Origin of the sequence: Devosia sp. LjRoot16, assembly GCF_964252795.1 — a bacterium.
Lineage (GTDB): Bacteria > Pseudomonadota > Alphaproteobacteria > Rhizobiales > Devosiaceae > Devosia_A.
Genome location: NZ_CAXUPH020000002.1, coordinates 523013 through 546730 on the forward strand (window position 1 = coordinate 523013; position 23718 = coordinate 546730).

17 protein-coding genes are annotated in these 23718 nt (G+C 65.0%); 15 read left to right on the top strand and 2 right to left on the bottom strand.

The genetic code is table 11. The features are described 5' to 3' along the window. Positions 1-700: 700 nt before the first annotated feature. The 14 genes from ACSQ23_RS12985 (at position 701) to ACSQ23_RS13050 (ending at position 18402) form a co-directional block, all read left to right on the top strand. The gene (locus ACSQ23_RS12985) at positions 701-2020 is read left to right on the top strand and encodes a nucleotide sugar dehydrogenase (protein ID WP_055995634.1); all 1320 of its coding nucleotides are present in this window, start codon (positions 701-703) and stop codon (positions 2018-2020) included. Positions 2021-2023: 3 nt separating this feature from the next. Continuing rightward, positions 2024-3511, top strand: a complete 1488-nt coding sequence (locus ACSQ23_RS12990) for a glycosyltransferase (RefSeq protein WP_055995631.1) — start codon at positions 2024-2026, stop codon at positions 3509-3511. A 13-nt stretch (positions 3512-3524) separates the two neighbouring features. Beyond that, a complete protein-coding gene (locus tag ACSQ23_RS12995) occupies positions 3525-4649 on the top strand; it encodes a hypothetical protein (protein WP_436090866.1) in 1125 nt (374 codons plus the stop codon). Between the two features lies 1 nt (position 4650). Continuing rightward, entirely contained in the window at positions 4651-6087 is a 1437-nt protein-coding gene (locus ACSQ23_RS13000; protein ID WP_082528063.1) for a mannose-1-phosphate guanylyltransferase/mannose-6-phosphate isomerase, read from the top strand. After that, entirely contained in the window at positions 6080-7600 is a 1521-nt protein-coding gene (locus ACSQ23_RS13005; protein ID WP_436090867.1) for a right-handed parallel beta-helix repeat-containing protein, read from the top strand. Before ACSQ23_RS13000 ends, ACSQ23_RS13005 begins: the two co-directional genes overlap by 8 nt. Then, complete coding sequence (locus ACSQ23_RS13010; RefSeq protein WP_055878566.1) at positions 7600-9030, top strand: MBOAT family O-acyltransferase; 1431 nt, start codon at positions 7600-7602, stop codon at positions 9028-9030. The genes ACSQ23_RS13005 and ACSQ23_RS13010 overlap by 1 nt, the downstream gene beginning before the upstream one ends. Before the next feature lie 8 nt (positions 9031-9038). Then, on the top strand, positions 9039-10157 hold the full coding sequence (locus ACSQ23_RS13015; RefSeq protein ID WP_055995619.1) for an alginate O-acetyltransferase AlgX-related protein: 1119 nt from the start codon (positions 9039-9041) through the stop codon (positions 10155-10157). Further along, the gene (locus ACSQ23_RS13020) at positions 10154-10954 is read left to right on the top strand and encodes a hypothetical protein (protein ID WP_436090868.1); all 801 of its coding nucleotides are present in this window, start codon (positions 10154-10156) and stop codon (positions 10952-10954) included. Before ACSQ23_RS13015 ends, ACSQ23_RS13020 begins: the two co-directional genes overlap by 4 nt. Further along, a complete protein-coding gene (locus tag ACSQ23_RS13025; protein WP_436090869.1) occupies positions 10951-12276 on the top strand; it encodes an alginate O-acetyltransferase AlgX-related protein in 1326 nt (441 codons plus the stop codon). The genes ACSQ23_RS13020 and ACSQ23_RS13025 overlap by 4 nt, the downstream gene beginning before the upstream one ends. Positions 12277-12287: 11 nt before the next feature. After that, positions 12288-12929 carry an alginate O-acetyltransferase AlgF gene (locus ACSQ23_RS13030; RefSeq protein WP_436090870.1) on the top strand — a complete coding sequence of 214 codons (642 nt, stop codon included), beginning with the start codon at positions 12288-12290 and terminating at the stop codon, positions 12927-12929. 77 nt (positions 12930-13006) lie between these two features. Next, entirely contained in the window at positions 13007-15736 is a 2730-nt protein-coding gene (locus ACSQ23_RS13035) for a tetratricopeptide repeat protein (protein WP_055995607.1), read from the top strand. Between the two features lies 1 nt (position 15737). Then, positions 15738-16787, top strand: coding sequence for an alginate lyase family protein (locus tag ACSQ23_RS13040; RefSeq protein ID WP_436090871.1), 1050 nt, complete (start codon positions 15738-15740; stop codon positions 16785-16787). A 160-nt stretch (positions 16788-16947) separates the two neighbouring features. Next, positions 16948-17256 (top strand): hypothetical protein, encoded by a 309-nt coding sequence (locus tag ACSQ23_RS13045; protein ID WP_156387307.1) that lies wholly within the window; start codon positions 16948-16950, stop codon positions 17254-17256. Positions 17257-17592: 336 nt separating this feature from the next. Then, the gene (locus ACSQ23_RS13050) at positions 17593-18402 is read left to right on the top strand and encodes an outer membrane protein (protein ID WP_055995601.1); all 810 of its coding nucleotides are present in this window, start codon (positions 17593-17595) and stop codon (positions 18400-18402) included. Positions 18403-18475: 73 nt separating this feature from the next. On the opposite strand, the gene ACSQ23_RS13055 is transcribed toward ACSQ23_RS13050, so the two are convergent. Both ACSQ23_RS13055 and ACSQ23_RS13060 read right to left on the bottom strand, forming a co-directional pair. Then, positions 18476-19480 (bottom strand): alpha/beta hydrolase family protein, encoded by a 1005-nt coding sequence (locus tag ACSQ23_RS13055; RefSeq protein ID WP_436090872.1) that lies wholly within the window; start codon positions 19478-19480, stop codon positions 18476-18478. Further along, on the bottom strand, positions 19456-19752 hold the full coding sequence (locus ACSQ23_RS13060; protein ID WP_436090873.1) for a hypothetical protein: 297 nt from the start codon (positions 19750-19752) through the stop codon (positions 19456-19458). Before ACSQ23_RS13060 ends, ACSQ23_RS13055 begins: the two co-directional genes overlap by 25 nt. 175 nt (positions 19753-19927) lie before the next feature. Here ACSQ23_RS13060 and ACSQ23_RS13065 point away from each other — a divergent pair, with 175 nt between their 5' ends. Continuing rightward, positions 19928-23710, top strand: a complete 3783-nt coding sequence (locus tag ACSQ23_RS13065; protein ID WP_436090874.1) for an autotransporter domain-containing protein — start codon at positions 19928-19930, stop codon at positions 23708-23710. Positions 23711-23718: the final 8 nt, after the last annotated feature.

The following is a 23718-nucleotide window of genomic DNA, read 5'->3' on the forward strand; positions in this document are numbered from 1 at the left end:
GCTCAACGACGGCAAAAGCGCGACCAGTGGCACGCACTCCCGTTCCACGCGCGAGGTGCGCATAAAGACCTAACGAATCCTCGCCGAATTCGTGCGACGATTAGATAAAGCTCCGAACAAAAGCGGCGACAGGCCCGATTTGCTTGGATTTTCGGGTACTGGCGCAAGGCGGCCAAGGTGGCTGGCGCGCAAATCGGCATCGTTGTCATCCCGTCGTCATCCGGGACGGAATGGGCAAAAACTGCCCAAAAAGTAATCACGCGACCGTGAGCATCGGAGCGAGGCACGGTTTCGCCGCAATGCGACCATGCTTCGAGCACGGATGAAATGCGCGGCCAACTGCCGCAACTCCGCAGGCTGCGTACGGTTTGGCGCGCTGGTTTCCCAAACACTGCAGGATGATGACGGTCGTACGTCATGCGCCAACCGCATGGCTCGTATGAGTCCGGGTTGCTTCTCAGCTTGGGGGCCAGCGAACAGGCTTTCACCCATCGGATGGCGAACAACGGCCATCCACCGGCAAGGATGCCAATACTAAGCGCCAACAACGATCACTCCAGCGGTGGAGAGTACGTGTGATGTCACTTAGCGTAACGGGGCCAGCGAGCTTGTAGCTCGTCGTTCTGTACTCAGTCGCCACTCAACAAACTTGCCCGTCGGGCGAGAACAATATTGCTCAACCTTCTGAAAGAGGACCGTCGTGGCCAAAATCAGCGTCTTTGGTATCGGGTATGTCGGAGTCGTCTCCGCCGCGTGTCTGGCGGATGATGGCCACGAGGTGGTGGCGGTCGATCTCGATCCCGCCAAGGTAAGCGCCGTCAATGCCGGCCTCTCCCCGATCGTCGAGAACGGGCTCGATGAGATCATCGCCCGTGCCGTGGCCTCGGGTCGGCTGCGCGCCACCACCGACGGCCAGCAGGCGGTGCTCGACACCGACGCCAGCTTCGTCTGCGTCGGCACCCCGAGCGACGACACCGGAGCGGTCGGGCTCAAATACGTGAAGGGCGTCTGCGCCGATATCGGCCAGGCGATCAAGCACAAGCAGAGCTTCCACTCGGTGATCATCCGGTCGACCATCGTTCCGGGCACCATGGACGAGACCTGCATCCCGGTGCTCGAAGAGGCCAGCGGCATGATCGCCGGCCAGGATTTCGGCGTCGGCTACTATCCCGAGTTCCTGCGCGAGAGCACGGCGATCGCCGACTACTACGATCCGGGCCTCATCGTCTTCGGCGCGCTTGAAGACCGCACCGCGCAGATCCTCAAGGACATCAACGCCCAGATGCCCGTGCCCTCGCATGTGGTGACGCTGAAGACCGCCGAGGCGGTGAAATATGCCTCCAACTCGTGGCGCGCCGTGAAGGTGACCTTCGCCAACGAGATCGGCAACATCGCCAAGGCCTCGGGCGTCGATGGCCAGCAGGTGATGAAACTCATCTGCGCCGACACCAAGGTGAACATCTCGCCTTACTTCATGAAGCCGGGGTTCGCCTTTGGCGGCTCGTGCCTGCCCAAGGACGTCCGCGCCCTGCAGCACCTCGCGGCGAGGACGGGCGTCCCCTCCCCGCTCCTCGACTCCGTGCTCATCGCCAACGCGGCGCAGATCGACCGGGCCGAGAAGATGGTGGCCAATTCCGGCGCCAAGACCGTCGGCCTCGTCGGCATCGCCTTTAAGCCGGGTACCGACGACCTGCGGGAAAGCCCGCTGGCAGAGCTCGCGAGCCGGCTGATTTCGAAGGGCCTCGAGCTGCGCGTCTATGATCCGTACGTCTCGCAGGCTGTTGCCGGCGGCGTCAGCGCCATGGGCCGCGGCAATGACGTGGTGCCGGACCTGCCGTCGCGGCTGGTCGGCAAGATCGAGGACCTGATCGCCGGGTCCGACGTGATCCTCGTGGGCAACCGTTACGAGGAGACCATCGCGCCGCTCAACTCGGTGAGCGAATACCGCTCGCTGGTCGACCTGACGCGCATCAACGCGTCGCTGCGCTCCAACGGCACCTACGAAGGCATCTGCTGGTAAGCCATGAACCTTCTCGCCCACGCCATCTACATCCTCTCGGTCGCGGCTATCGCCAGCACCGTGCCGGCCTCCGCCTTCTCGGGCGGCGCCGGGGTCTTCCTCACCCTGGGGGTCATCGGGCTCTGGCGCTACAGCTGGGCGCTGGTCAACTTCGTGCGTGCGCACCTCTATATCCGCGTCTTCTACCCTCGGCGGCGCGCTGCCGCCGAGGCGCTCTACGCCACGCGCCGCCCGGCGCACGCCTTCTTCCTCGCCACCAGCTACAAGATCGACGCGGCGATCACCTCGCGGGTCTATCGCTCGATCTTCGAGGCGGCGCGTCGCTCGCCCGGCGGTTCGACGGTGGTTGCCTCGGTGGTCGATCTCGCCGATGAGCGGTTGATCCGCGCCGTCGCCGCCCAGGTGCTTGAGGGCACGAACACCGTCGAGGTGGTGATCGACCGCATCGATGGCACCGGCAAGCGCGATGCGCTCGCCACCTCGCTCCGCTCTATCGCCCGCCGCTATCCCAGCGCCGACGACGTGGTGCTGCTGATCGACGGCGACACCCAGATCCCCGAGGACATCGTCGAGCGCGCCGCGCCCTTCTTCGCCAATGGCAAGGTCGGCGCCCTGACCACGCATGAACGCGCCGAGATCGACGACGCGCCGCTGTTCCGCGACTGGTTCAAGCTGCGCTTCACGCAGCGCCAGATGATGATGTCGGCAGTAGCGGTCGGCGGGCGTGTGCTGACGCTGACCGGCCGGATGTCGGTGTTTCGCGCCGACCTCGCCACTAACCCCGAATTCATCGCCTCGGTCGAGCAGGACTATATCGACCACTGGCGGCTGGGCCGGGTGAAGTTCCTCACCGGCGACGACAAGTCGACCTGGTTCTGGCTGCTCAAGAACGGCTACGAGATGGCCTACCTGCCGGATGTCGCCTGCGTCTCGATGGAGACCCAGCCCAAGCCGGGCTTTGTCGAGAGCGCCATCACGCTGATGCGCCGCTGGTTCGGCAATATGCTGCGCACCAATGGCCGCGCCCTGGCGCTGTCGCCGGCCAAGATCGGCCCGTTTGCCTGGTGGTCGATCCTCGACCAGCGCGTCTCGATGTGGACGACGCTGACGGCGCCGGTGGGCATCGTGCTGTTCTCGGTGTTCGTCGACCCGTTGATTGCCGTCGCCTACATCGCCTGGGTGATGGCGACTCGCTACGCCTATTGCTGGCTGCTCGCCAGCTTCGGCGGACCGTTCCCGATCACCTATCCGTTCCTGCTCTATTTCGGCCAGCTGTTCGGCGCCGCGATCAAGACCTCGGTCATGTTCCGCCTCGACCGCCAGCGCTGGACCCGCCAGTCGGCGACCAGCGTCAGCAACAGCGGCGGCTCCGAAGGGCGGGTCCGCTCCATCAGCTCCAGCTACATGCACGTGCTCGCCCTGGGCCTGCTCGTCGCCGGAGTGATCTTCGTCACGGGGCTCCTCAGCCCCTTCCCGATCCATGCCAACTGAGGGCTCAGTAGCAATGACCGAAGCGCATGCAGAACTCGACAAACCAAAAGCCAGCAGAAGCGCCTCGCCTGCCCCGTTCGCGGCGGAACCCGCCGTGCACGGCGAACACCCGGTCATCCGGCTGCCGTTCAACGTCATCATCAACGGCCGTTCGTTCCAGGGCCATGCGCTCAGCATCGTCGGGGCGGAAGCCACCGGGCTGATCGATCCGCAACTGCATGGTCGCGTGCAGCTGGTGACGCTGGTGTTCAACTTCCCCGGCTACGCCATCAGCCTGCCGGTGGATGCGGCGATCGGCGCCGGCGCGCCGGAAGCGGGCACGGTGACGCTCCGCTTCCTCGAGCCGACCGGCCCGCACCTGCCGCAGCTGCGCTACATCCTCAACTCGGTGGTCGGCGGCGAGCTGATCGGCGTCGACGGGCTGATCCGCACCGCGGATAAGCCCGAGAAGGTGAAGTCAGAACTGCCCAAGGCGCAGCGCTCCGCTACGCAGGGCATCATGACCGGCATCCGCTGGGGTGCCTTTGCCGGCCTCGGCCTGCTGCTCGTCGGCTTCGTCGGGGTGAAGCTCTACGAGCGGCTGTTCGTCCTGCCGGTCACCGGGCTCTCCACCATCACGCTCGACGGCATGGATCTGAGGGCGATCAGCCCGGGCCAGCTCGATTTCGTCAATCCGGCGGCGACCAAGGGCGAGATCGCCTTCGCCATCCGCACCACGTCGGGCGAAGTGCTCGCCGTCTCCATGCCATGCGATTGCGTGGTCGCGCCGGGCGCAGCCGAAGGCGGCGCCACGGTGCTGGCCGGCGACACGGTGATGACCGTGGCGCCCAAGGATGCGCCGGTGGTGATCTCCTCCAAGGTCGATGGCAGCGGGCTCAGGGCACTCGCCTCGGGCGCTCATGCCGAGGTGCACATGCCAAACGGCGCCGTCACCACCGCGTCGCTCGATGCCAAACAACTGCCGGGACTGCTGCGGAGCGCCACTGACGGCACCGCCATCCCGGTCACGCTCGTGCCGGCCACCCAGCTCGACCAGGGCACGGTGGGCTCGCCCGTCGACGTGCTGATCAAATCCGACCCGCTGGCGGCGGTGGGGCGGTTCTTCTCCTTCAACGGACCGGCGAACGAGGGCCACTAAGATGAACGCCATCCATCCAGTCGTGCTTTGCGGAGGCGTGGGTACGCGGCTTTGGCCGTTGTCCCGCAGCCAGCAGCCGAAACAGTTCCAGCCGATCGACCATGAGGGCTCGATCACTTTCTTCCAGACCACCGTGCAGCGGCACCGGGGCGAACTGTTCCACGATCCCGTGGTGTCGGTCGCCGGCGGGCACCTGGGCACGGTTCGTCGCCAGCTTCGCGATGTACAGCGCAACGCGCGGGTCATCGCCGAGCCGGTGGCGCGCAATACCGGGCCGGCCGTGCTGTCGGCGGCGCTGCTGATCGCCCGCACCGATCCCGATGCGGTCATGCTGATCTGCCCCTCGGACCACGTGATCGAAGGCGATCTCAACGCCCGCATCCGGGAGTCGCACAAGGCGGCGGCGGATGGCCTGATCGTCACCTTCGGCATCAAGCCGCGCTACAACGAGACCGGCTACGGCTACATCATCGATGGCGGCGAGTTCTCCAACTATCGCGGCGTGCATCGCGCCGAGAAGTTCATCGAGAAGCCGAACGCCCAGACGGCGCAGTCGCTGATCGAGACCGGGCTCGCCTACTGGGCCTCCGGCATCTCGCTGATGCGGGCTGACACGGTGATCGAGGAATATCGCCGCTTCGACCCGGTGACCTTCGGGGCGGTCAGCGCCTCGCTTGCCAACGCGGTCAGCGAAGACGGCGCCCTGGTGCTCGAGGAAGCGAGCTTCGGCTCGGCCGAAAGCCTGCCGACCGAGCGGGCGGTGTTCGAGAAGTCGAAGACCGTGGCACTGGCGCCCGCCGATGTCGAATGGGACGACGTCGGCGCCTGGGCGGCGTTCCACACCATCGGCAAGAAATCGGAGGACAACAACGTCGTCAGCGGCGACGTGATGATGGTCAATTCGCGCGGCAGCTATGTGCGCGGTTCGGATCGCCTGGTTGCCGTGGTCGGCGTCGACAACCTCGTCGTCGTCGATACGCATGACGCCTTGCTGGTGACCACCCGCGAGCAGTCGCAGGACGTCAAGAAAGTGGTCGAGCAACTCAAAGCGCAGAGCCGCCGCGAGGCCGAGGACCACTCGTTCGGCGCCACCGACTGGGGCAAGCAGGGCAAGCTCGCCTCGGGCGCCGGCTACATGCTGCGGCACCTCACGGTGAACCCCGGCGCGACGCTGCCGGTGGAAAGCGGCTCGGAGTTCCGGCGGCTGATGGTCGTCGCCTCGGGTGGCGGCATGCTGCACATGGGCAGCCGCCGCCGCGAGATCCGCGCCGGAGCCACCTTCGAGATCGGCCCGGAACAGACCGCCGAAGTGATCAATGACGGTACAGGCCCGATGCAGGTCATCGAGGTCGCCTGCCATGTGGACGGTCCCCTGACGCACCTCACCCCGCTGCTGGAACTGGCAGCGGTGGCCGACGGGAGCCGCGAACATGCGTAAGGCGTGGGTCTGCGCAGGTTTTGCCGCCGCGGCATGCTCTCTCCCTTGGGCCGCCACGGGAGCCGACTACGCGCGGACCCTCGCCTATGAAAAGACCGTCGCCGCCCTCGCGGCGATGGTCGAGGCCGGCCGGCCGGCCACCGACCTCCAGTCGGCGGCCGCGCCTCTCGGCTTCAGCTATACCGCCGCCGAGCCGAAGCCGATGAAGGGGCTGGCGCTCGGTGGAGCGCAGGTCAGCGTCGTCTCGATCGACCTGGTACTGAGCCAGCTGGCGCTGCAGGCCGGCGCCAACTATCACGTGGCCCTGCGCCAGGCTCAGGCGAAGCCGGAAGTGCTGCTGGTCGAAACCGGGGTTACCAGCCTCGCGCAGCTCTATGACGCGGTGACCGCAGCCAAGCTCACCGGAGTGCTCGACAAGACCGACAGGGGCTATGTCGCACACCTGCCGATCGCGGTGTGGAACGGCGCGACGCTGTCACTGCAGCCGGGCGAAACGCTGCTGCTCGACCGCTCTACCGGCGCGTTCCTGCTTGCGGCCGGAAACCTCTTCGGCGATGCCGCCGCGATCGCCGGGATTGGCGAGGCCAACCCCCGCCTCAAGGATTTCAACCCGTTCGTCGTGGTTGCCCTGTCGGGCAGCGCCAGGCTGGAGCGGATGAGCTTTGCCGATCTCGGCTATGGGTTGTTCCCGCCGCTCACCGGCGTCACCATCCTCGAGGGTGGCTTTTACGCCAAGCCCTCGCCCTCACTGATCCGCGACAGCCGTTTCGACAATGTCGGCTCGCTGGCGCTGGTCGATGCCGATGCGGCGGTGGTCGACGGCAATGTGTTCGGAGCCTCGACCGGCCCTGCCCTGCTGCTGAGCGGCGGCACCGATATCGCGGCACGCGGCAACGTCGTGCTCGCCGGATCGGCCGCCCACGGCATCAAGGTCACCGGCGGCGCCAAGGCGGTCGAGCTCTCCGGCAACATCGTCATCGACGCCGGACTCAACGGCATCTTTGCCGACGCGGGCGCCGCGAACCTCAGGATCGACGGCAACCTCATCGCGGGCAGCAAGCGCTCCGGCGTCTCGGTCGCCTCGGCCGATTGCATCGACGTCACCGACAACCTGTTGCTGCAGAACGCCCAGTCCGGCCTCGCGGTGCGCGACAGCGCCGGCCTGAAGGTCAGCGCCAACCGGCTGATCGACAACGGCAATGCCGGGATCAGCGTGACGCATCAGCCGGATTACGGGGTGATCGAGATCGCCTCGAACGAACTCGATGGCAACCGGGTCGGCATCAAGGGCTCGACCACGGCGCGGCTCCAGTTCGCCATGAACGATTTCACCGGCCAGGCGCCACGACTGCTCGACGGTGAACTGGTGCAGTTCACCGATCGCTTCTTCAACCTCAGCGCCACCGACGCAACGCCGACGATCATCGACGGCCTGCAGCTCAAGGCCGGCGCCAAGCTCACACCCACCGGCGCCCTGCGCCCCACTAGCTGTACCTTCGAGGGGGATGCCTGATGGTCTTTTCGTCCGAGACGTTCCTGTTCCTGTTCCTGCCGATCTTTCTGGCGGCGTATTACCTGACGCCGCCGAAGTGGCGGAACCTGACGCTGCTGATCGAATCCTACCTGTTCTACGGCTGGTGGCGCTTCGACTTCCTGATGCTGCTCTGCGCCAATACGCTGTGGGCCTATGTGTTCTCGATCCTCGTCGAGAAGTATCAGGGAACGCCGAAGGCTAAGCTGTTCGTCGCCATCGGCGTCACCGGGCACCTGCTCGTCCTCGGGGTGTTCAAGTACCTCAACTTCTTCGTCGACAGCTTCGCCTCGCTGTGGGGGACGACACCCGATGCGCTCGGTATCCACTGGCAGCTGCTGCTGCCGATCGGCATCTCGTTCTACGTCTTTCACTCGATCAGCTACCTGGTCGACGTCTATCGCGGCGATGCCAAGGTTTCGCGCAACATCATCGACTTCGCGGCGTTCCTGGCGCTGTTCCCGCAGCTCGTGGCCGGCCCGATCCTGCGCTACAAGGATCTGGCGCCGCAGTTCGAGCACCGCGAGCACTCCTGGGAGCTGTTCAACGCCGGCTGGCAGCGCTTCCTGATCGGGCTGTCGATGAAGGTGCTGATCGCCGACCCGGTGGCGCCGCTCGCCGACGCGATGTTCTCGGCCCCGAACCCCACCGTCGTCGAATCCTGGCTGGGCGCGCTGGCCTATTCGATGCAGCTCTATTTCGATTTCGCCGGCTATTCGGCGATGGCGATCGGGCTGGCGCTGATGATCGGCTTCCGCTTCGCCGAGAACTTCAACATGCCGTACATCAGCCGCTCGATCACCGAGTTCTGGCGCCGCTGGCACATCTCGCTCAGCACTTGGCTGCGCACCTACCTCTACATCTCGCTGGGCGGCAACCGTAAGGGCACGGTCCGCACCTACATCAACCTGTTCCTGGTGATGCTGCTGGGCGGGCTATGGCACGGCGCTGCCTTCACCTTCATCCTGTGGGGTGTCTGGCACGGCGGCATTCTCGTCGTCGAGCGGCTCACCGGCTACGACAAGACGGCGCAGAACTACTGGTGGAGCCTGCCGCTCTGCTTCGTCGCCGTGGTGCTCGGCTGGGTGATGTTCCGCGCCCCCGATGTCGGCCAAGCGTTCCAGATGTATGCCGGCATGTTCGGCTTCAACGGCATCGGCATTCGCCCGGAAGTGGCCTGGATGGTGAGCCGCGAGGCGATGACCATGCTCGCCATCGCGATCGCCATCACCATTGCCGAACCGAAGATGCGGCACCTCTGGGAGCCGCAGATCACCGTCAACGCGGACGGCACCGCCACTGCGGCCGCCACCAGCCTGGTCAAGGCCGGAGCCCTCAGTGCGCTCGCCATCTTCTGCCTGATGCGGCTCGCCGAGCAGACTTACTCGCCCTTCCTCTACTTCCAGTTCTGAGGCCGGAAATGACCGTCGAATCCAACTTCACCGTGAAGACTTTCGCCTCGGCTGCTCCCGCCTTTGCACTGCCGGTGCTGTTCCTCGGCTATGCGGTGGTCGCCAATTACGAATTCGTCACCGGGCTCGGACGCGATATCGCCGAGATGCCCAAAACCGCCTCGGCCTACCTGAGCGGCGAGGCCGCCGCGCAGATCGATACCTATTACAAGAAGATCATGCCGCACCGGCTGCCCTCGATCGATGCGATGGGCGCGGCCCGCTACCTCGCCTTCCGCGAGGGACGGCCCGGCGTGGTGGTGGGCGAAGACGGCTGGCTGTTCTCCAAGGAGGAGTTCGAGGCGACGCTGAAGCGCACACCGGATCTGCGTGAGGCGGCGGCCGGAGTGACGGAAGTTCGCGACCAGTTGGCCGCCAAGGGCATCGAGCTCGTCGTCGTGCCGCTGCCAGCCAAGGCCGACATCTACCGCGAGCACGTCAGTTATCCGGCGATCCCCACCGATCTCGAGCGGCTCTACGAAGACTTCCGCACCGTGCTCGACAATGCCGGGATCAGGAGTATCGAAACCCGCGCGCCGCTGCTCGAGGCCAAGGCCAAGGGCCAGCTGTTCCTCACCACCGACACCCACTGGACGCCGCTCGGCGCCGAGGTGGTGGCGGACGCCGTGGGGGCGGCGCTCGGCAAGCGCGACACCACCTACAGCATCGCCGACACCGCTCCGGTGGAGCGTGAAGGCGATCTCTCGAAATTCATCGTTACCGGCGGGTTGGCACCTCTCGTCGGTCTGGGTCCGGAGACTGTCGTGCCGCGCGAGGCGTCTGCGCCCCCTGCAGCCTCGAGCACCGACATCTTCGGGCCCTCCTCTATTCCCTTCGTCCTGACTGGCACCAGCTACAGCGCCAATCCGCAGTGGAGCTTTGGCGAAAGCCTCAAGGTTTCGCTGGCCTCGGACGTCTTGAACCTCGCCGAAGAGGGCAAGGGTCCGGTGGCGCCGATGCGCGCCTTCCTCGACAGCGCAACGCTGCGCGACACGCCGCCCGAAGTGGTGATCTGGGAGTTCCCGATCCGCTACCTCGGCCAGACCCAGCTATGGAACGCCGAGCCGGCGAAGGCGGCAACCGAATGATCCGCGCGCTGACGCTAGCAGCGGCAAGTCTGGTCCTTGCGGCGGCGAGCTTCGTCGTCGCGGCTCCAGCCAGCGCCGCCACCTGCATGGTGCGGGTGCCGGAGTCGCTGTCGAGCAGCTCGGAGCGCGCCCGGCCGATGGTGCCAGGGCCGTGCAAGCCCGGCCAGGGGACCAAGCGCGTCGCCAAGCCGGTTGATCCATTGAAGCAGATCCGCAACCGGATGGTTGCCGGTAAGGACGTCAGTTACAAGGACATGCAGACGCTGGCGGATTCCGGCGACGACCTGGCGCAGTTGCACCTCGCCAAGCGCATCGAGGCCGAGAACGATCCGGCGACGCTCGACGCCGCGGCCCGCTACTATCGGCGAGCCGCCGAGAATGGCCGCACTTCAGCCGTCCGCCCGCTGATCCGGCTTCTCAACGCCGATGTGTTCCTCGACCAGCCCAAGAATCTCACCTCGTCGCAGGAGCTGCTCGAGAAGCTGGCAGCCGACGGCAATGCCGCCGCGCGGGACGGGTTGATCGCCATGTATCGCGCCGGCAAGCCGTTCGGGCTCGATCCGGCGCGTGCCGACGAGCTGCTGGTCGCCTCGGCCAAGGGGGGCGACGCCAAGGCGGCGCTCGACCTCGCCTTCACCCTGCTCTCGGGCACGCCGGACGCGGCCAAGATCGAGGAGGCCAAGGGCTATCTCAAGGTCGCTGCCGCCTCCGACACCCTCAACATCCGGACGATGGCGGAGAACCTGCTCCGCACGCTCGAACCACAACTCACCGCCTCCACGGAGACGTCACAATGAACAAGACCCTGCTGCTCGGTGCGGCCCTCGCCGCGGCGCTTTCGGCCAGTCCGGCGCTTGCCGCCAACTCGGCCTTTGGCTGCAAACACCTGGAAGACAACCCGACCCTGCCATCGGTCGAAGGGCGTGACGGGTTCTTCTTCCGCATCTTCGCGGACCTGCGCATGCAGCACCCGTTCACCGAGGATACGGTGGCGCAGATGGGCAAACTCGCCGAGGCGCTGAAGGCGCGCGGCACGACCATGCTTTATGTGCCGATCCCCACCAAGAGCGTGACGCTGCCGACCTTCCTGCCGGACGAAGCCAAGCTGTTTGGCTTCAACGAAGACGTGGCGGTCGCCGTCTACGAGGACCAGGTGGCGCGGCTCAATGCCAAGGGGGTGATCGCGGTCGACCTGCTGTCGGCGCTCCGCACCACCAATGGCGGTGATCCGCCGTTCTTTCGGTCTGACTTCCACTGGACGTCGCGCGGCGCCGAAACCGCGGCGCAGACAATCGGCGGCATGATCAAGCAGCTGCCGGCCTATGCCGACGTCACGCCGGTTACCTACGAGACCAAGGCGACGGGCGCCGAGCTTGCCGTGTCGGGCATGCGCCGCACGCTGCAGGCCTATTGCGTGCTCAGCCTGCCGCCGGTGATCAGCACGTCCTACGAGACCGTGGAGGTCGCCAGCGCCGATGCCAGCCTCGACATCTTTGGCGATAGCGGCGGCGAGACGGAAGGCGCCACCAATGATGAGATCGCGCTGGTCGGCACCAGCTTCTCGGACGCTTTGGTGCCGAATTTTTCGGGCTTTCTCGCCCAGTATGCCAGCCTGCCGGTGGCCAACATGGCGATCACCGGCGGCAACCAGTTCGGCGCCATCACCTCGTATCTCACCTCGCGCGAATTCCAGGCCGACCGGCCAAAATTCCTCGTGTGGGAAAACCCGATTTACAACAACCTGGCGCAGTTCGGCACCGGCTCGTTGACCGAGCTGATCGCGGCGGCGCGCGACGACTGCCAGCCGGTCGGCAGTACGCCGGTCATCGACAAGGCCAAGGGGCTGTATGAGGCCGACCTGACTGGCACGCCGATCGCCCCGAACCAGGTGCTGCTGGCCGATGCCGGCGACAATGGCAGCCGCGACGTGGTGCTCAATTTCGAGAGCACCGACGGGCGCACCTTCACCCGCGAAGTGCATCGCGGCGACCGCTTCCGCGGCACCGGTCGCTTCTTCATCCCGCTCGAGTCGCTCGACAGCCTGGAGCTGTCGAAGGTCTCGATCCAGTTCGATCGCCTCTCCGAGGAGAAGGCGGCGATTTCCCTCTGCAACACCTAAGGAGAGCCAAGATGCTGCGCTCAACCCCCAAACTCATCGCCCTGACCACCCTGATGCTGCTCAGCGCCACGCCTTTCGCGCTGGCTCAGGATGACGGGCTCTACGATGCGCCGGTCGATCCGAACTCCGCCTTCGTCCGCGTGCTGGTGCCCGGCGCCGCCGTGGCGGTGGTGAACGGCACCACGATCGACGACATCACCGACGGGCTCTCGGCCTATGTGAACGTGCAGCCGGGCGATATCCCGGTCTCCGCCGGCGATGTGTCGGGCTCGGTGACCACCTCGCCGGGCGCCTACTACACCTACGCCTGGAGCGTCGAAGGCGAGCCGCTGGTGCTGCAGGACGATCCGGCCTCCGACCCCAGCAAGGCCACCGTCTATTTCTACAACCTCTCCGACCTTGCCAGCGTCGACCTGTTCGTGCCCGCCGCCAAGACCAAGGCAATCGAGGCCATTGCCGGCGACACCGGCAAGTCGGTGGCGCTGAAGGCCCCGCTGACCCTCGATTTCGAGGTGCAGGCCGAAGGCAAGCCGGTAGCCACGGTGGCCGCGCTCGACCTGAAGCGCCGTGGCGGTGTGTCGATCATCTTCAGCGGCTCGAACGGCACCTATACCGCCGCCGCTGTCGAGAACGCCTTCTTCCGCGCGCAGTAACTGTCCTGATTTCGTCGCGCTTTCGAACCGGAAAAGTCTCTGAACCTTTCCAGAAAGCGCTCCAACCGGAGGCTCCGATGCCCTCATTCGTCCCCCGCCTCGCCACCGCCCTGCTGCTTGGCTCAGGTCTCGTATCCGCCGCTGTGGCGGCGCCTGTCGAGGTCACCTTCCTGCCGCCGGAAATTCCGGCACAGGAGGTCTGTGTTGCCAAGAAGGCCGACCCCGACGTGGTGGCGCGCTGGCAGGCGTGGGACGGGGCATCGGTGCCTGAAGGCGACCCCGAGCTGGTGCTGCGCGACGCCCGGCGGCTCAGGGACCTGAACCCGACCGGCAATTTCGAGCTGGTCGACAAGATGCTGGCGATCGTCGGCAAGATGCCGGCGCCCAAGGTGCCGGACACCGCGATCGACCGGATCAACCTCTATCTCAAGGCCGGCAAGGTGCCGCAGTTGCGCGAGACCGGCGTCATCGACGGCCTCGAGGCCAATGCGGGCGGCCTCGCCCCCAAGGCGCTCAACCTGCTGTCGACGCTCTATCTCGACGGGCTGGTGGTGAAGAAGGACAAGGAGAAGGGGCTCGGCTACCTGACCCGCGCCGCCATGGGCGGCAATGCCGACGCCCTGCTCCGCCTCGCCTCGATGAATATCGGCGGCGAACAGGTGCCGGGCTGGGAGCTCGATCCCAAGCTGGCCGTGACGATGGCGTTCGGCGCCCTGGTGGGCAAGCTCGACCCCGAGATCTGCGACCGTATCGGCCGCATCGCCCGCGAATATTCGAAGGGCCTGGTGGTCAAGCAGGACCACAACATTGCCGAGCAGTGGCTGCGACTGGCGGCCGACCTCGGCGATGCCGGCGCGGCCTGGAAGGTGGCGCAGCTGCATCTCGAGAGCGAGCTGATCGTCAAGAACAATGACAACCTGCTGAAGTACCTCAACCTCGCCTCCGACCGCGGTGTGGCGGCGGCACAGGTGGAACTGGGCAAGCTCTATGAAGCGGGCGCGCTGGTGCCCGAGGACAAGAACAAGGCCGAGGCGCTCTATGCCGAAGCCTCGGACATCGGGAGCCGTAACGCGCTGTTCCGGCTGGCGACCCTGCTCGAAAGCGAGCAGATGATCCCAGACAAGAAGCAGGCTTACCAGGCGCGGCTCAACCAACTCGTAGAGATGTCGCAGCCGCCGGGCTGGGCATTTTCCAAGCTGGCGAAGCTGGTGCTGACGGACAAGGGCCGCTGGGCCGGCGAGGCCGAGGCCAAGGCACTGCTCGAAAAGGGCGTAGCGCTGGAGGATGCGGACTCGGCGCAGGAACTGGCCTTCATCCTGTTGCGGCACCGGGACGAGCCGGGCGTGTTCGAACGGGCGACCGAGTTGCTCAGCTTCGCGGTGACCAATGCCGGCAAGATCGACCCGATGACCGACCTGCGGCAGGCCTACCTTTGCCGCGCGCCGAAGGGTGCCGACATGCGCCTTGCCGGCTTCTGGCAGCGCACCGAGGACGCCGCGGGCAACTCGACCGAGTTCATGGATTCCGACGATATCGACGCGCTCGACCCTGACGCCGACCCGCTGGCGCTGGCCAAGCTCCAGACCCATGCGCTCTACGGCCGGCCGAACTCGGTGGCCTACTACGTAGACTACCTGAACCGGAATGGCGCCAGCCCGGAAATGCTGGCGTTCTGGCAGTCGCGCATCGATCCGGTGCCGGCGACCATCGATGCGCTGGCACGGCAGCGGCTGACCGTATCGCCGACGCCCGAAGTGATCGAGGAGTCCATCGCGGCGCTGAAGCAGGCGCGCGCCGACGGCCTGCCGCGGGCGGCAGTCGACCTCGGTTCGGTGCTGCTCGACTACTTTCCAAACGACGCGGAAAAGCGGAGCGAAGCCATCGGCTACCTGACCGAAGCGGCCCAGCAGGGCTCGGGCGAGGCGATCCTGCGGCTCTTGCCGATCATGCAGGCCGAGGGCTTCTCGGATGCGGAGCTCCTGGCGCAGTATCAACAGGCGATCGAGCAGCGCGGCGACGCCGACGCGCTGATCTTTGCGGCCTCGAACACCAAGGACGAGGCGCAGCGGCACGACTATCTCTATCGCGCCGCCAGCGTGGTCGACTGCACCTTCGAGAACACCATCAAGCTGGCGGGCGCGTTCGTTGCCACCGAAGACGATAGCGAGACCGAGCACTGGCTGCAGGTCAGCCTGCGGCTTGCCGGCGAGGATGGCTGGCGCCACACCGCGATTGCCGATCGGTACATGGCGATGGGCGGCGAGGAGCGGGCCAAGACCGCCATCGAGCTGTTCGACCAGGCGGTGGCGCTCGGCGACGATACGGCAGTGAGCCGGCTGGTGAAGATCTATGCCGACCCTGACAGCGAGGACTATGCCCCGACCAAAGCGGTGGCGATGTTCAAGCGGATGATTGACAGCGCCCAGGTCGCCGATCTCGGCAAGATCCGCGACAAGGTGCTGAAAGCGCCGCCGGCGATCCAGACCGCGGTGATGGAGGAGGTCGACTGGTCGGCCCGCTATGCAGCGGCCGCCGCCTCTGGCGACGCGGTGGCAATGCGCGAGCTGGCGCTCTACCTGCGTTCGACCGGCACCACAGTGGCCGAGGCGAGGGATGCCAGTTCGTGGCTGAAGCGTGCGGCAGAAGGCGGCGACGCCATCGCCATGGTCGAACTCGCCAAGGCCTACGCCATGGGCATCGGCATCGAACCCTCGATCCAGGAGGCCACCGTGTTGCTGAAGGATGCGGCCGGGCTCGGCAATCCCGAGGCGCAGCGGTTGCTGGCGTCGATGGCAGTGGAGAACTGAGATGCGGATTGCACTCCCCCTGATCGCGGCGATGACGCTGGTGCTCGGGACTTCGGCTGGCCGGGCGGAGGACAAACCGTTCGCTTGCCCTGCGGTCCCTGCCCCAGTGGTCGCGCTCACTTTCGGCAGCCGCTACACCGACGACAGCAAGACCCGCTCGGATATCGATGAGGTGTCCAATGCCGAGGTCGATCGCGCCCTGCAGCCGGTGGAGAAGTTCATCGGCGAGCTGATGAAGATGGCCAACACCGCACTGATGGACGGTGACACCGCCCGCGGCGAATGTGTGCTCGACTGGCTCGACCAATGGGCGGCGGCCGGCGCGCTCACCGAGCTCGAGACGCTGAACGTCAAGCTCGCCATCCCGGCCCGCTATGCCGGGCTGGCGATAGCACTGCTGCAGGCGGAGACCGCCGGCCCCCTCGATCCGGCCAAGCGCACGCGCGTCGTCGGCTGGCTCACCGATGTGGCCACTGCGATGGAGCAGTTCTTCGACAATGACGCCCCGAAGAATGCCAAGCGGGCGAACCTGCGGGCCTGGGCCGGGCTCGCGGCTGCGGCGATCGGGCGGCTGAATGGCGACACGGCGATGCTCGATTGGGCCAAGGGCAGCTTCGAGCTCGTGACCTGCCAGGCCTCGCCGGATGGCAGCCTGCCGCTGGAGATGAACCGGGCCGACAAGGCGCTGAACTACCAGCTCCATGCCACCGCGCCGCTGATCGTCACGGCGGACCTGCTGAAGGCAACCGGCTACGATGGCTATGCCGCGTGCGACGGCAAGCTCAGCACCATTGCCGCGTTCAGCCTCAAAGCGATCGAGGATCCGTCGATCGTTCAGAAGATCAACGGCAAGGAGCAGACGTTCCAGACCGGCAAGCAGGCGCTGGAGCCATTCATGCTGGCCTGGGTGGAGCCGCTGCTCCGCCACGCTCCGGATCCGGCGGCCGACGCGTTCGTCGCGCCGCTGCGCCCGCTGGCGCATGCCAAGCTCGGCGGCAACCTCACCCGGCTGGGCGATTGGGTTGCACGTTTGCCGGCATCAACTAGTTAACCCTTCCGCCCGAATGACGGCGCCGCCTGCCCAATATGTGGCGGGCGGCGCTTTTCATCGTGGGTTCAGGTAGGTACCGTTAGAGCGCGGTAGAAAACTGCGCTTAGAGCTCTGTTGCTTGGCCCACAGCGCGCTTTCCGAATGAAAGCGAAATTGTACTTTGTCCAAGAAGCGTTCCTTAAAAGATTCTGCAGTAGGCCCGCGCCCGAACAGTCGGGGGCTCGTCCGACTTCGCCGCTCCCTTTCAGAAAGTGTGGCCGTGGTCTCTGCAACTGGTGTTGATGCACCCGCCGATCTGGGTGCGCGTTTTTCATCCGTCCTCGCCAAACTCGATGGCCGCAAGGTCAGCGCAGATGTGTTGTTCGAGACGTTAAGACTCGAAACGCTGGACTGGGGCATCGACAACAATGTCGAGACCTCCGCCGTCGCGCTCGAGGAGAAGCCGGTCACGGCAGGCGACGAGCGCTAAGTCATTGCACCGCGATAACTTCGCGCAGCGCAGCCGCGCCGCGGGCCGCCGCACGGCCCAAAATGCGTCATTAATTTGGCAACGCCCGTTGACGGACGCAGGTTATTGCAAGTTCACATTGTTCGAAACCGCACATTCGCCATCCCCGGCGCTCGATTCTCGCTGATCTTACAACAACATATCGACACTTCGCACTGTTTCGCACAATTGTCGGTTGTTTGTCGAAAATGCAACAACACTCTGCATTTGCCGACTTGTTAAGGACTCCAGGGACGAGTCCACCTAAACTCTTCGCTGCATGGGGCGTCTTTTCGCTCTATTATTGGAGGGTTGACTATGCGGACGAGATTCTTAGCTCTCGGTGCGACCTGCGTTTTTGCCACTGGCGCGGTTGCGGCCGATCTCCCAATCATCGAACCGATCTATTCCACCCCGCTCTACGACTGGAATGGGTTCTATGCCGGTATCAACGCGGGTTATGGCGGCGGGGTATTCAAGCATCCGTTCCAGATCATCGGGCCCGAGCCCGTTGAAGAGGAACCGGCACCGGCACTTGTGCCGCCCGGCCCCGGCGAGATCATCTTTGCCACCGGCTCGGCCGACGTCACGGCCGGCGGCTTCATCGCCGGCGTGCAGGCCGGCTACAACTGGCAGTGGAGCGAGAACGTCCTGCTCGGCATCGAGGGCGACATTCAAGGCTCATCGATCGATGGCCGCGTCTCGCTCAGCATCACCGACGAAACCGGCGAGTTCCTGCCGCCCGGCGAATCCGCCGACTTCGACCTCGGCACCCGCCTCGACTGGTTCGCCACGCTCCGACCCCGCATCGGCTGGGTGAACGATCGCTTCGTGGTCTATGCCACCGGCGGCCTCGCCTGGGGTCAGACGACATCGTCGATCAACGGCACCATCGTGGGGCAGACGGTCATCGACGAGTCGATCACCAATGACCGCTTCGGCTGGACCATCGGCGCCGGCATCGAGTATGCGCTGACCGACAACATCACCTTCAAGACCGAGTATCTCTACACCGACCTCGGCAGCGAACAGATCGTCGATGCCGATTTCGGCGACGGCTTCAACTTTTCTGCCGACAGCGATGTGGCGTTCCACGTCGTTCGCGCCGGGCTCAATTTCCAATTCTGAGACGCGGGCCAACTGCCCCTCGGTCATCCGGCCGAGGGGGCTCTTTGCCGCCCGTCTCTCAGTCCTGCCGCTCTCAGTCCTGTCGCTGCTTCCGCACCAGCGAGTCGAGAAAGGCCTTGAGGGGCGCTTTCCAGCTCGCTTCACGGCCTGCGGTAAGCGCCAGCGCATGGCCGTCGCCGCGCACGGCCGGCAGCAGGCGATACTCCGCATCCCCACCTGCTGCGACAAAGGCATCAACCATGCGGCGCGACAGTTCGGGCGCGAAGTAGGTGTCGTTCTCCGCGTAGAGCCAGAGCGTCGGGATCCGGGCCGTCCGGCCGTAGGCAGCGGCTGCGGCCACCAGCTTATCCGGCGCGCAATTGTTGTACGCTTTGTTGCGCTCGCGGCCGCCGCGCCCCCCGGAAAAGTCTACCACCGCAGCAACCCCGGCTGGGTTGTGGCTCGCCAGCGCCAGCGCAGCCCAGCCGCCGGCCGAGTTTCCGACGATCACAATACCACCGGGCTCGATGAACTTCTGCGCCTGCATGAAGTCTACCGCACTCTCTATACTACTGGCGGCAGCAAGTCCGGCGCGCTCGAAGTCCGGATTACCGCAAGCCCCCTGCCCCTCGAGGTAGCGCCCGCCAGTAATGCCGTGCCCGGGCCGCTGCGGCAGCAGCACAGCATAGCCACGCGCCACCAGCCAAGCCGCGAGCGCCGGGAATGACGGCATCGCCACCCTGGCCCGGCGCGCCCGGTCTTCGTCTGAGCCATGGTTGATCACCGCCAGCGGAAACGGGCCGTCGCCCGGGGGCCTGTAGAGGTAGGCGTGCATAAGCACGTCCTTGAGGGGGGATGGCACCAGCCAGAGTTGCTCGCGTTGCGGCCCTCCCTCGGGCCCGGCCGGACCGGCGCGAGACTCTCCCGCGGCCAGAGCAGCTGCCGGCGCTGCAGCTGACAGAAGCAGGCCAAAGGCCGCGATAGCGAGGATCACGACTATCCCCCGATAGATGCTTAGCATTCGCCCCTCGGCTGTCACCACCCAGACGATGACGCGGTCTCTTCGCGGCATTTTCATGTCGGCCGGAGTCTTCGCCACGACACCGACTCCATGCCTGGAGTCATTCCCGCCGCGGAACGGACAAAATCCACATTGACGACCCGGATATACATTACTTTGGTCGCCATTGTCTTGACCATGGTCGCCATCGTCTTGCCGTCGATGCAGTTGTTGCAGTGCGGCAACACGATGAAGACTCCACGTAGACTCTTGGTAGGAGTCGATAGACTCTTCTTGCTGTAGTTCTGGAGTCCACATAAGCATTCGATCATCGCATGGTAGTCGGCCACCGGCGTCTTGAAGACGTTCATGGCCGACGACATCAGAAGGACGGGGGACTGCATGTCGAATCAGGCTCATCGCAAAGCGGCACAGGCAAACCGCGACGCAAGGCATTCGAATCCAATAGTAACTCGCGGTCCGCGCACGCAGCCGTCTTGGCTGTTGGCAAGTACCGCGCTGTTTGCGGGAGCGATGAGCGCCGGAATGATCGGGGCAACCCCGGCATTTGCGGAGGAGCTGGGGGCTGCCTGCAATATCAACCCGGCGAACTACTACACCTGCGCCGGGGCGGATGACACCAACCTACCGCTGGTCACGCCGCTGGTGCTGGAGCCGAACGGTACGTTCCAGGTGGACCTGGGGCCAAACCCCGACAACAATCCGTTCGAGTTGACTTCGAATCATGCGGCACCGGCCCTCACCATCGAGGCCGACGGCTACTCAACCGAGAACAACGGGATACGCCTCTATCCCAATTCGTTCATCAACAATGCCGGGGGCACCGGCGTTGCCATTCTGAACCCCGGCTCGCTGGGCGACCCGGTGGTGTTCCAGATTGATGACGACTGGGGCAACGATGATTTTGACGCGGCCAGCATCACCGGCACGACCGGTATCTTCGTCGAGAACGATGGTGGCTTCGGGCCCGGCCACATCGTCATCCAGAACAATGGGCATGTCGAAGGCACCAATTTTGCGGCCATCGAAGCCACTGGCGGCACCGAGGACGGCCTGATCTTCGAGCTGCAGAACCACAGCTACGGGTCGTCGATCGGCGCCGTTGACGGCGTCTATGTTCACGACGACATCATCTGGACCGAGATCAGCAACGGCAACGGCCTGATCGCCGGTCTCGGCAATAACGGTGTCTACGTCCGCAACGTCGACAACACGGATGAGTTTCGCAACGCCGTTCAGGTCAACAACAACAGCGCAGGCGTCATTGCAGGCTACAACACCGGTGTCTACGTCTCTGACGTCCAGGACCTCGACGACGGCAACGGTAACGTCCACATCAACAATGACGCGTACTACGACTGGATGGGAACCGACGAAGATCCGACCGACGACGTGCTTCAGCGCGGTGGCCTGATCGTCGGCGTCAACGAAGACGGCGTCTACGTCTCCGACATCAGCGGCAACTTGCGCATCAACAACGGCGGCACGCTGGGCGAAGCTTTCGACCTGAGCGTCCTCGATGACCAGGTCTCCAACAACGAGGATGGCCTGCTCGACACCAATACGCTGTTCGGTGACATCGGCGCAGGCCTGGGGATCTGGGGCGAGCAGCGCGGCGTCAACGCCTATAACGTTGGCGGGATGGTCGAAATCAACAATGGAAGCTACACGGACAACTTCGACCGGCCCATCCAAAACGGTGGCCTGATCGTCGGCGTCAATGACGATGCGGTTCACATTAGTGGCGTCGAAGGCGTCTATGGCGAAAATGGGGACGACAGCTGGTACCAAGCAGTCAACCTCGGGAACCAGGACGGCCTGATGTGGGGCGGAGATGATGGCGCCTACATCCGCGACGCCGACGGTAACGTGGACGCCAACAATGTTGGCGGAACGATTTTCGGCATCGAGGACGGCCTGCAGGTGGATGATACCTGGCGCGGCAACGTGTTCGTGGGCAATGCCGACGGCCGGATCCAGGGTTTCTATGGCGACGGCATCAAGATGGAAGATGTCAACTCGTGGGATGAGTATGGCGGTCGGGTCGGTATCGCCAACGGCGATTTCGACGGGAACCCGGACCCGCTGAGCGAGGACGGCTACAACTCGAACTGGGGTCTGGACGGCGGCCTGATCTGGGGTGCCGATAACGGTATCGACATCACCGATGCCGACCAGGTGTGGATCGGCAACGGTGTTGGCGGCATGATCGTCGGCGACGGTTACTGGCAGGAGCCGGTCATCAATCTGGCCACGTCCAACGAAGACGACGGCGGCGCGGATATCATCAACCTCGGCTTGATGACCAGCGACAACATTCCCTACTTCGAGCGCGACTGGACTGCGCCCGATGCGATCGACGTGCCGGCTTTGCCGCTCGATACGGACGCAGTTGCGAGCCTGCTGCAGGACTATGACGATATTGGCAGCTTCGTCTGGAGCGGCGGACAGGTCGGTCTGGTCGACAATCTCGACAGCTACGCCGACGCCGCGTCAGACATGCTGATGTGGACCCGCGGTGGAGCCACCTATGTCGAGAACCACGGCGTCATGGTCGGCCGCGTCAATATGGACGGGCACAATGGCGACGACTGGCCTGAGGTGCGGGGCAACACCGTCAAGAACTTCGGTACCTGGCTGGTCACTGATAACGGCGAGTGGGGCACCGAGATGCACGGCAGCTCCAACGATGAGATTCACAACGCTGGCCTGATCCAGACGGCGTTCGGTTGGGACACCTACGAGACGGCCAACTTCGGTGGCGTAAACACCTTCACCAATGGCGGCTACTACGACGACGGCTTCCAGGCCGAGGTCGGGCTGCTCAGCATGATCGACGACGGCACGGGTGACTTCACCTGGATCGATCACAATTTCCGCGGCGGCGACGACGGCAGCCTCACCAGCTTCGTTGGTCTCGATGTGAACTTCGGCCCGCAGATGGGCCCGATCAACGACGATCCGTCGACCTGGCGCGCCGACTATCTCGAAATCGAAGACGAGATCCAGGGCTCGACCGGCCTGATCATCAACAAGGTCGGGACCGCACCGACCGACCTGCTCGGCGACAAGATCTACGTTGCCTACGCACCGGTCGACGCCAATGACGAGAGCATGCAGTGCTACGAAGTCGCCTGCGTCGAAGGCGACACGATGTACATCGACGCCGCGTCGGAGGGTTACATCAATGTCGACGGCGTCGGCGCCATCCAGGATGGGTTCTACGCCTGGTACCTGCACGAAGAAGGCTTTGCTCCCGATCCGGACTTCGTGCTGGAAAGCGGCTGGGCGCCGCAAGCGGCACAGCTTCCAACCCTGATCACCGCCGCCCAGAATATCTGGCACGACACGGCAGGCGTGGTCGCCGACCACGTGTACGGCAACCACTTCCCGCTGGCAGGCAGTGGTGGCGCGGGTGCGGATCTTCCGGTCGGCGAACTGCCGATCGCGCCGGATGCTGCTCCAGGCGCGGCGGTTTGGGCCAAGGCCACAGGAAACTGGACAGACCAGAACACCGAAGTCACGGAGATCATCCCGCCCGGTGGTCCGGTCACCATCGATACCAGCTTCGTGCAGAACACCTTCTCGATCCTCGGCGGCGTCGACTTCCAGCCCATGGGCGGGGGTGAGGACGGCCTGCGCGCCGGCGTGTTCGGTGGCTATGTCGGCTCGAACCTCGACTTCGACAGCTATGGGGCGGCCGCCGAGTACACGGGTGGCGTGATTGGCGCCTACGCAGCCTTCACCAGCGGCGGCTTCTATGCCGACGCCGAGGTCAAGGCCGACCTGCTCAACGTAACCTACACGGCGCCGATCAGCCCGGGCTTCGAAGTCTCGGGAGCCTCGACCAGCATCGGTATCCTCGCCAACACCGGCTACCGCATGGAGCTTGGTGACAGCGCCTTCTTCGAGCCGATCGCGTCTGTGGCGTTCGTCTCGACCCAGCTCGACGGTTTCGACGCCGGTGGCGCCTCGGTCGAGTTCAGCGACGGCACGAGCCTGCAGGGCGGTATTGGTGCCCGCGCCGGCGTGACGCTCGGCACTCCGGGCGACACCACCACCGAAGTCTCGCTGATGGGCAAGATCTGGAACGAGTTCGAGGATGCGAACCAGATCACCATCACCGACGGGCTCGGCAACAGCACGACCTTCGGCGACGGCATCAGCGGCATATTCGGCGAACTCAGTGGTACAGCAACCGTGTACAGCGCCGACCGGAGCTTCTCGGCCTTCGGTTCGGCAGGTGTGAAGTTCAACGAAGACTTCACCTCGGTGGATGCCAAGGCCGGACTGCGCAAGGGCTTCTAAGCCAACAG

Excerpts from the sequence above, each read along its gene's own strand:
- ACSQ23_RS13035 (WP_055995607.1), top strand. The coding sequence starts at position 13,007 with ATGCCCTCATTCGTCCCCCGCCTCGCCACCGCCCTGCTGCTTGGCTCA.
- ACSQ23_RS13020 (WP_436090868.1), top strand. The coding sequence starts at position 10,154 with ATGATCCGCGCGCTGACGCTAGCAGCGGCAAGTCTGGTCCTTGCGGCG.
- ACSQ23_RS13010 (WP_055878566.1), top strand. The coding sequence starts at position 7,600 with ATGGTCTTTTCGTCCGAGACGTTCCTGTTCCTGTTCCTGCCGATCTTT.
- ACSQ23_RS13060 (WP_436090873.1), bottom strand. The coding sequence starts at position 19,752 with ATGAACGTCTTCAAGACGCCGGTGGCCGACTACCATGCGATGATCGAA.
- ACSQ23_RS12995 (WP_436090866.1), top strand. The coding sequence starts at position 3,525 with ATGACCGAAGCGCATGCAGAACTCGACAAACCAAAAGCCAGCAGAAGC.
- ACSQ23_RS12990 (WP_055995631.1), top strand. The coding sequence starts at position 2,024 with ATGAACCTTCTCGCCCACGCCATCTACATCCTCTCGGTCGCGGCTATC.
- ACSQ23_RS13000 (WP_082528063.1), top strand. The coding sequence starts at position 4,651 with ATGAACGCCATCCATCCAGTCGTGCTTTGCGGAGGCGTGGGTACGCGG.
- ACSQ23_RS13015 (WP_055995619.1), top strand. The coding sequence starts at position 9,039 with ATGACCGTCGAATCCAACTTCACCGTGAAGACTTTCGCCTCGGCTGCT.
- ACSQ23_RS13050 (WP_055995601.1), top strand. The coding sequence starts at position 17,593 with ATGCGGACGAGATTCTTAGCTCTCGGTGCGACCTGCGTTTTTGCCACT.
- ACSQ23_RS13065 (WP_436090874.1), top strand. The coding sequence starts at position 19,928 with ATGATCGGGGCAACCCCGGCATTTGCGGAGGAGCTGGGGGCTGCCTGC.
- ACSQ23_RS13025 (WP_436090869.1), top strand. The coding sequence starts at position 10,951 with ATGAACAAGACCCTGCTGCTCGGTGCGGCCCTCGCCGCGGCGCTTTCG.
- ACSQ23_RS13005 (WP_436090867.1), top strand. The coding sequence starts at position 6,080 with ATGCGTAAGGCGTGGGTCTGCGCAGGTTTTGCCGCCGCGGCATGCTCT.
- ACSQ23_RS13040 (WP_436090871.1), top strand. The coding sequence starts at position 15,738 with ATGCGGATTGCACTCCCCCTGATCGCGGCGATGACGCTGGTGCTCGGG.
- ACSQ23_RS13030 (WP_436090870.1), top strand. The coding sequence starts at position 12,288 with ATGCTGCGCTCAACCCCCAAACTCATCGCCCTGACCACCCTGATGCTG.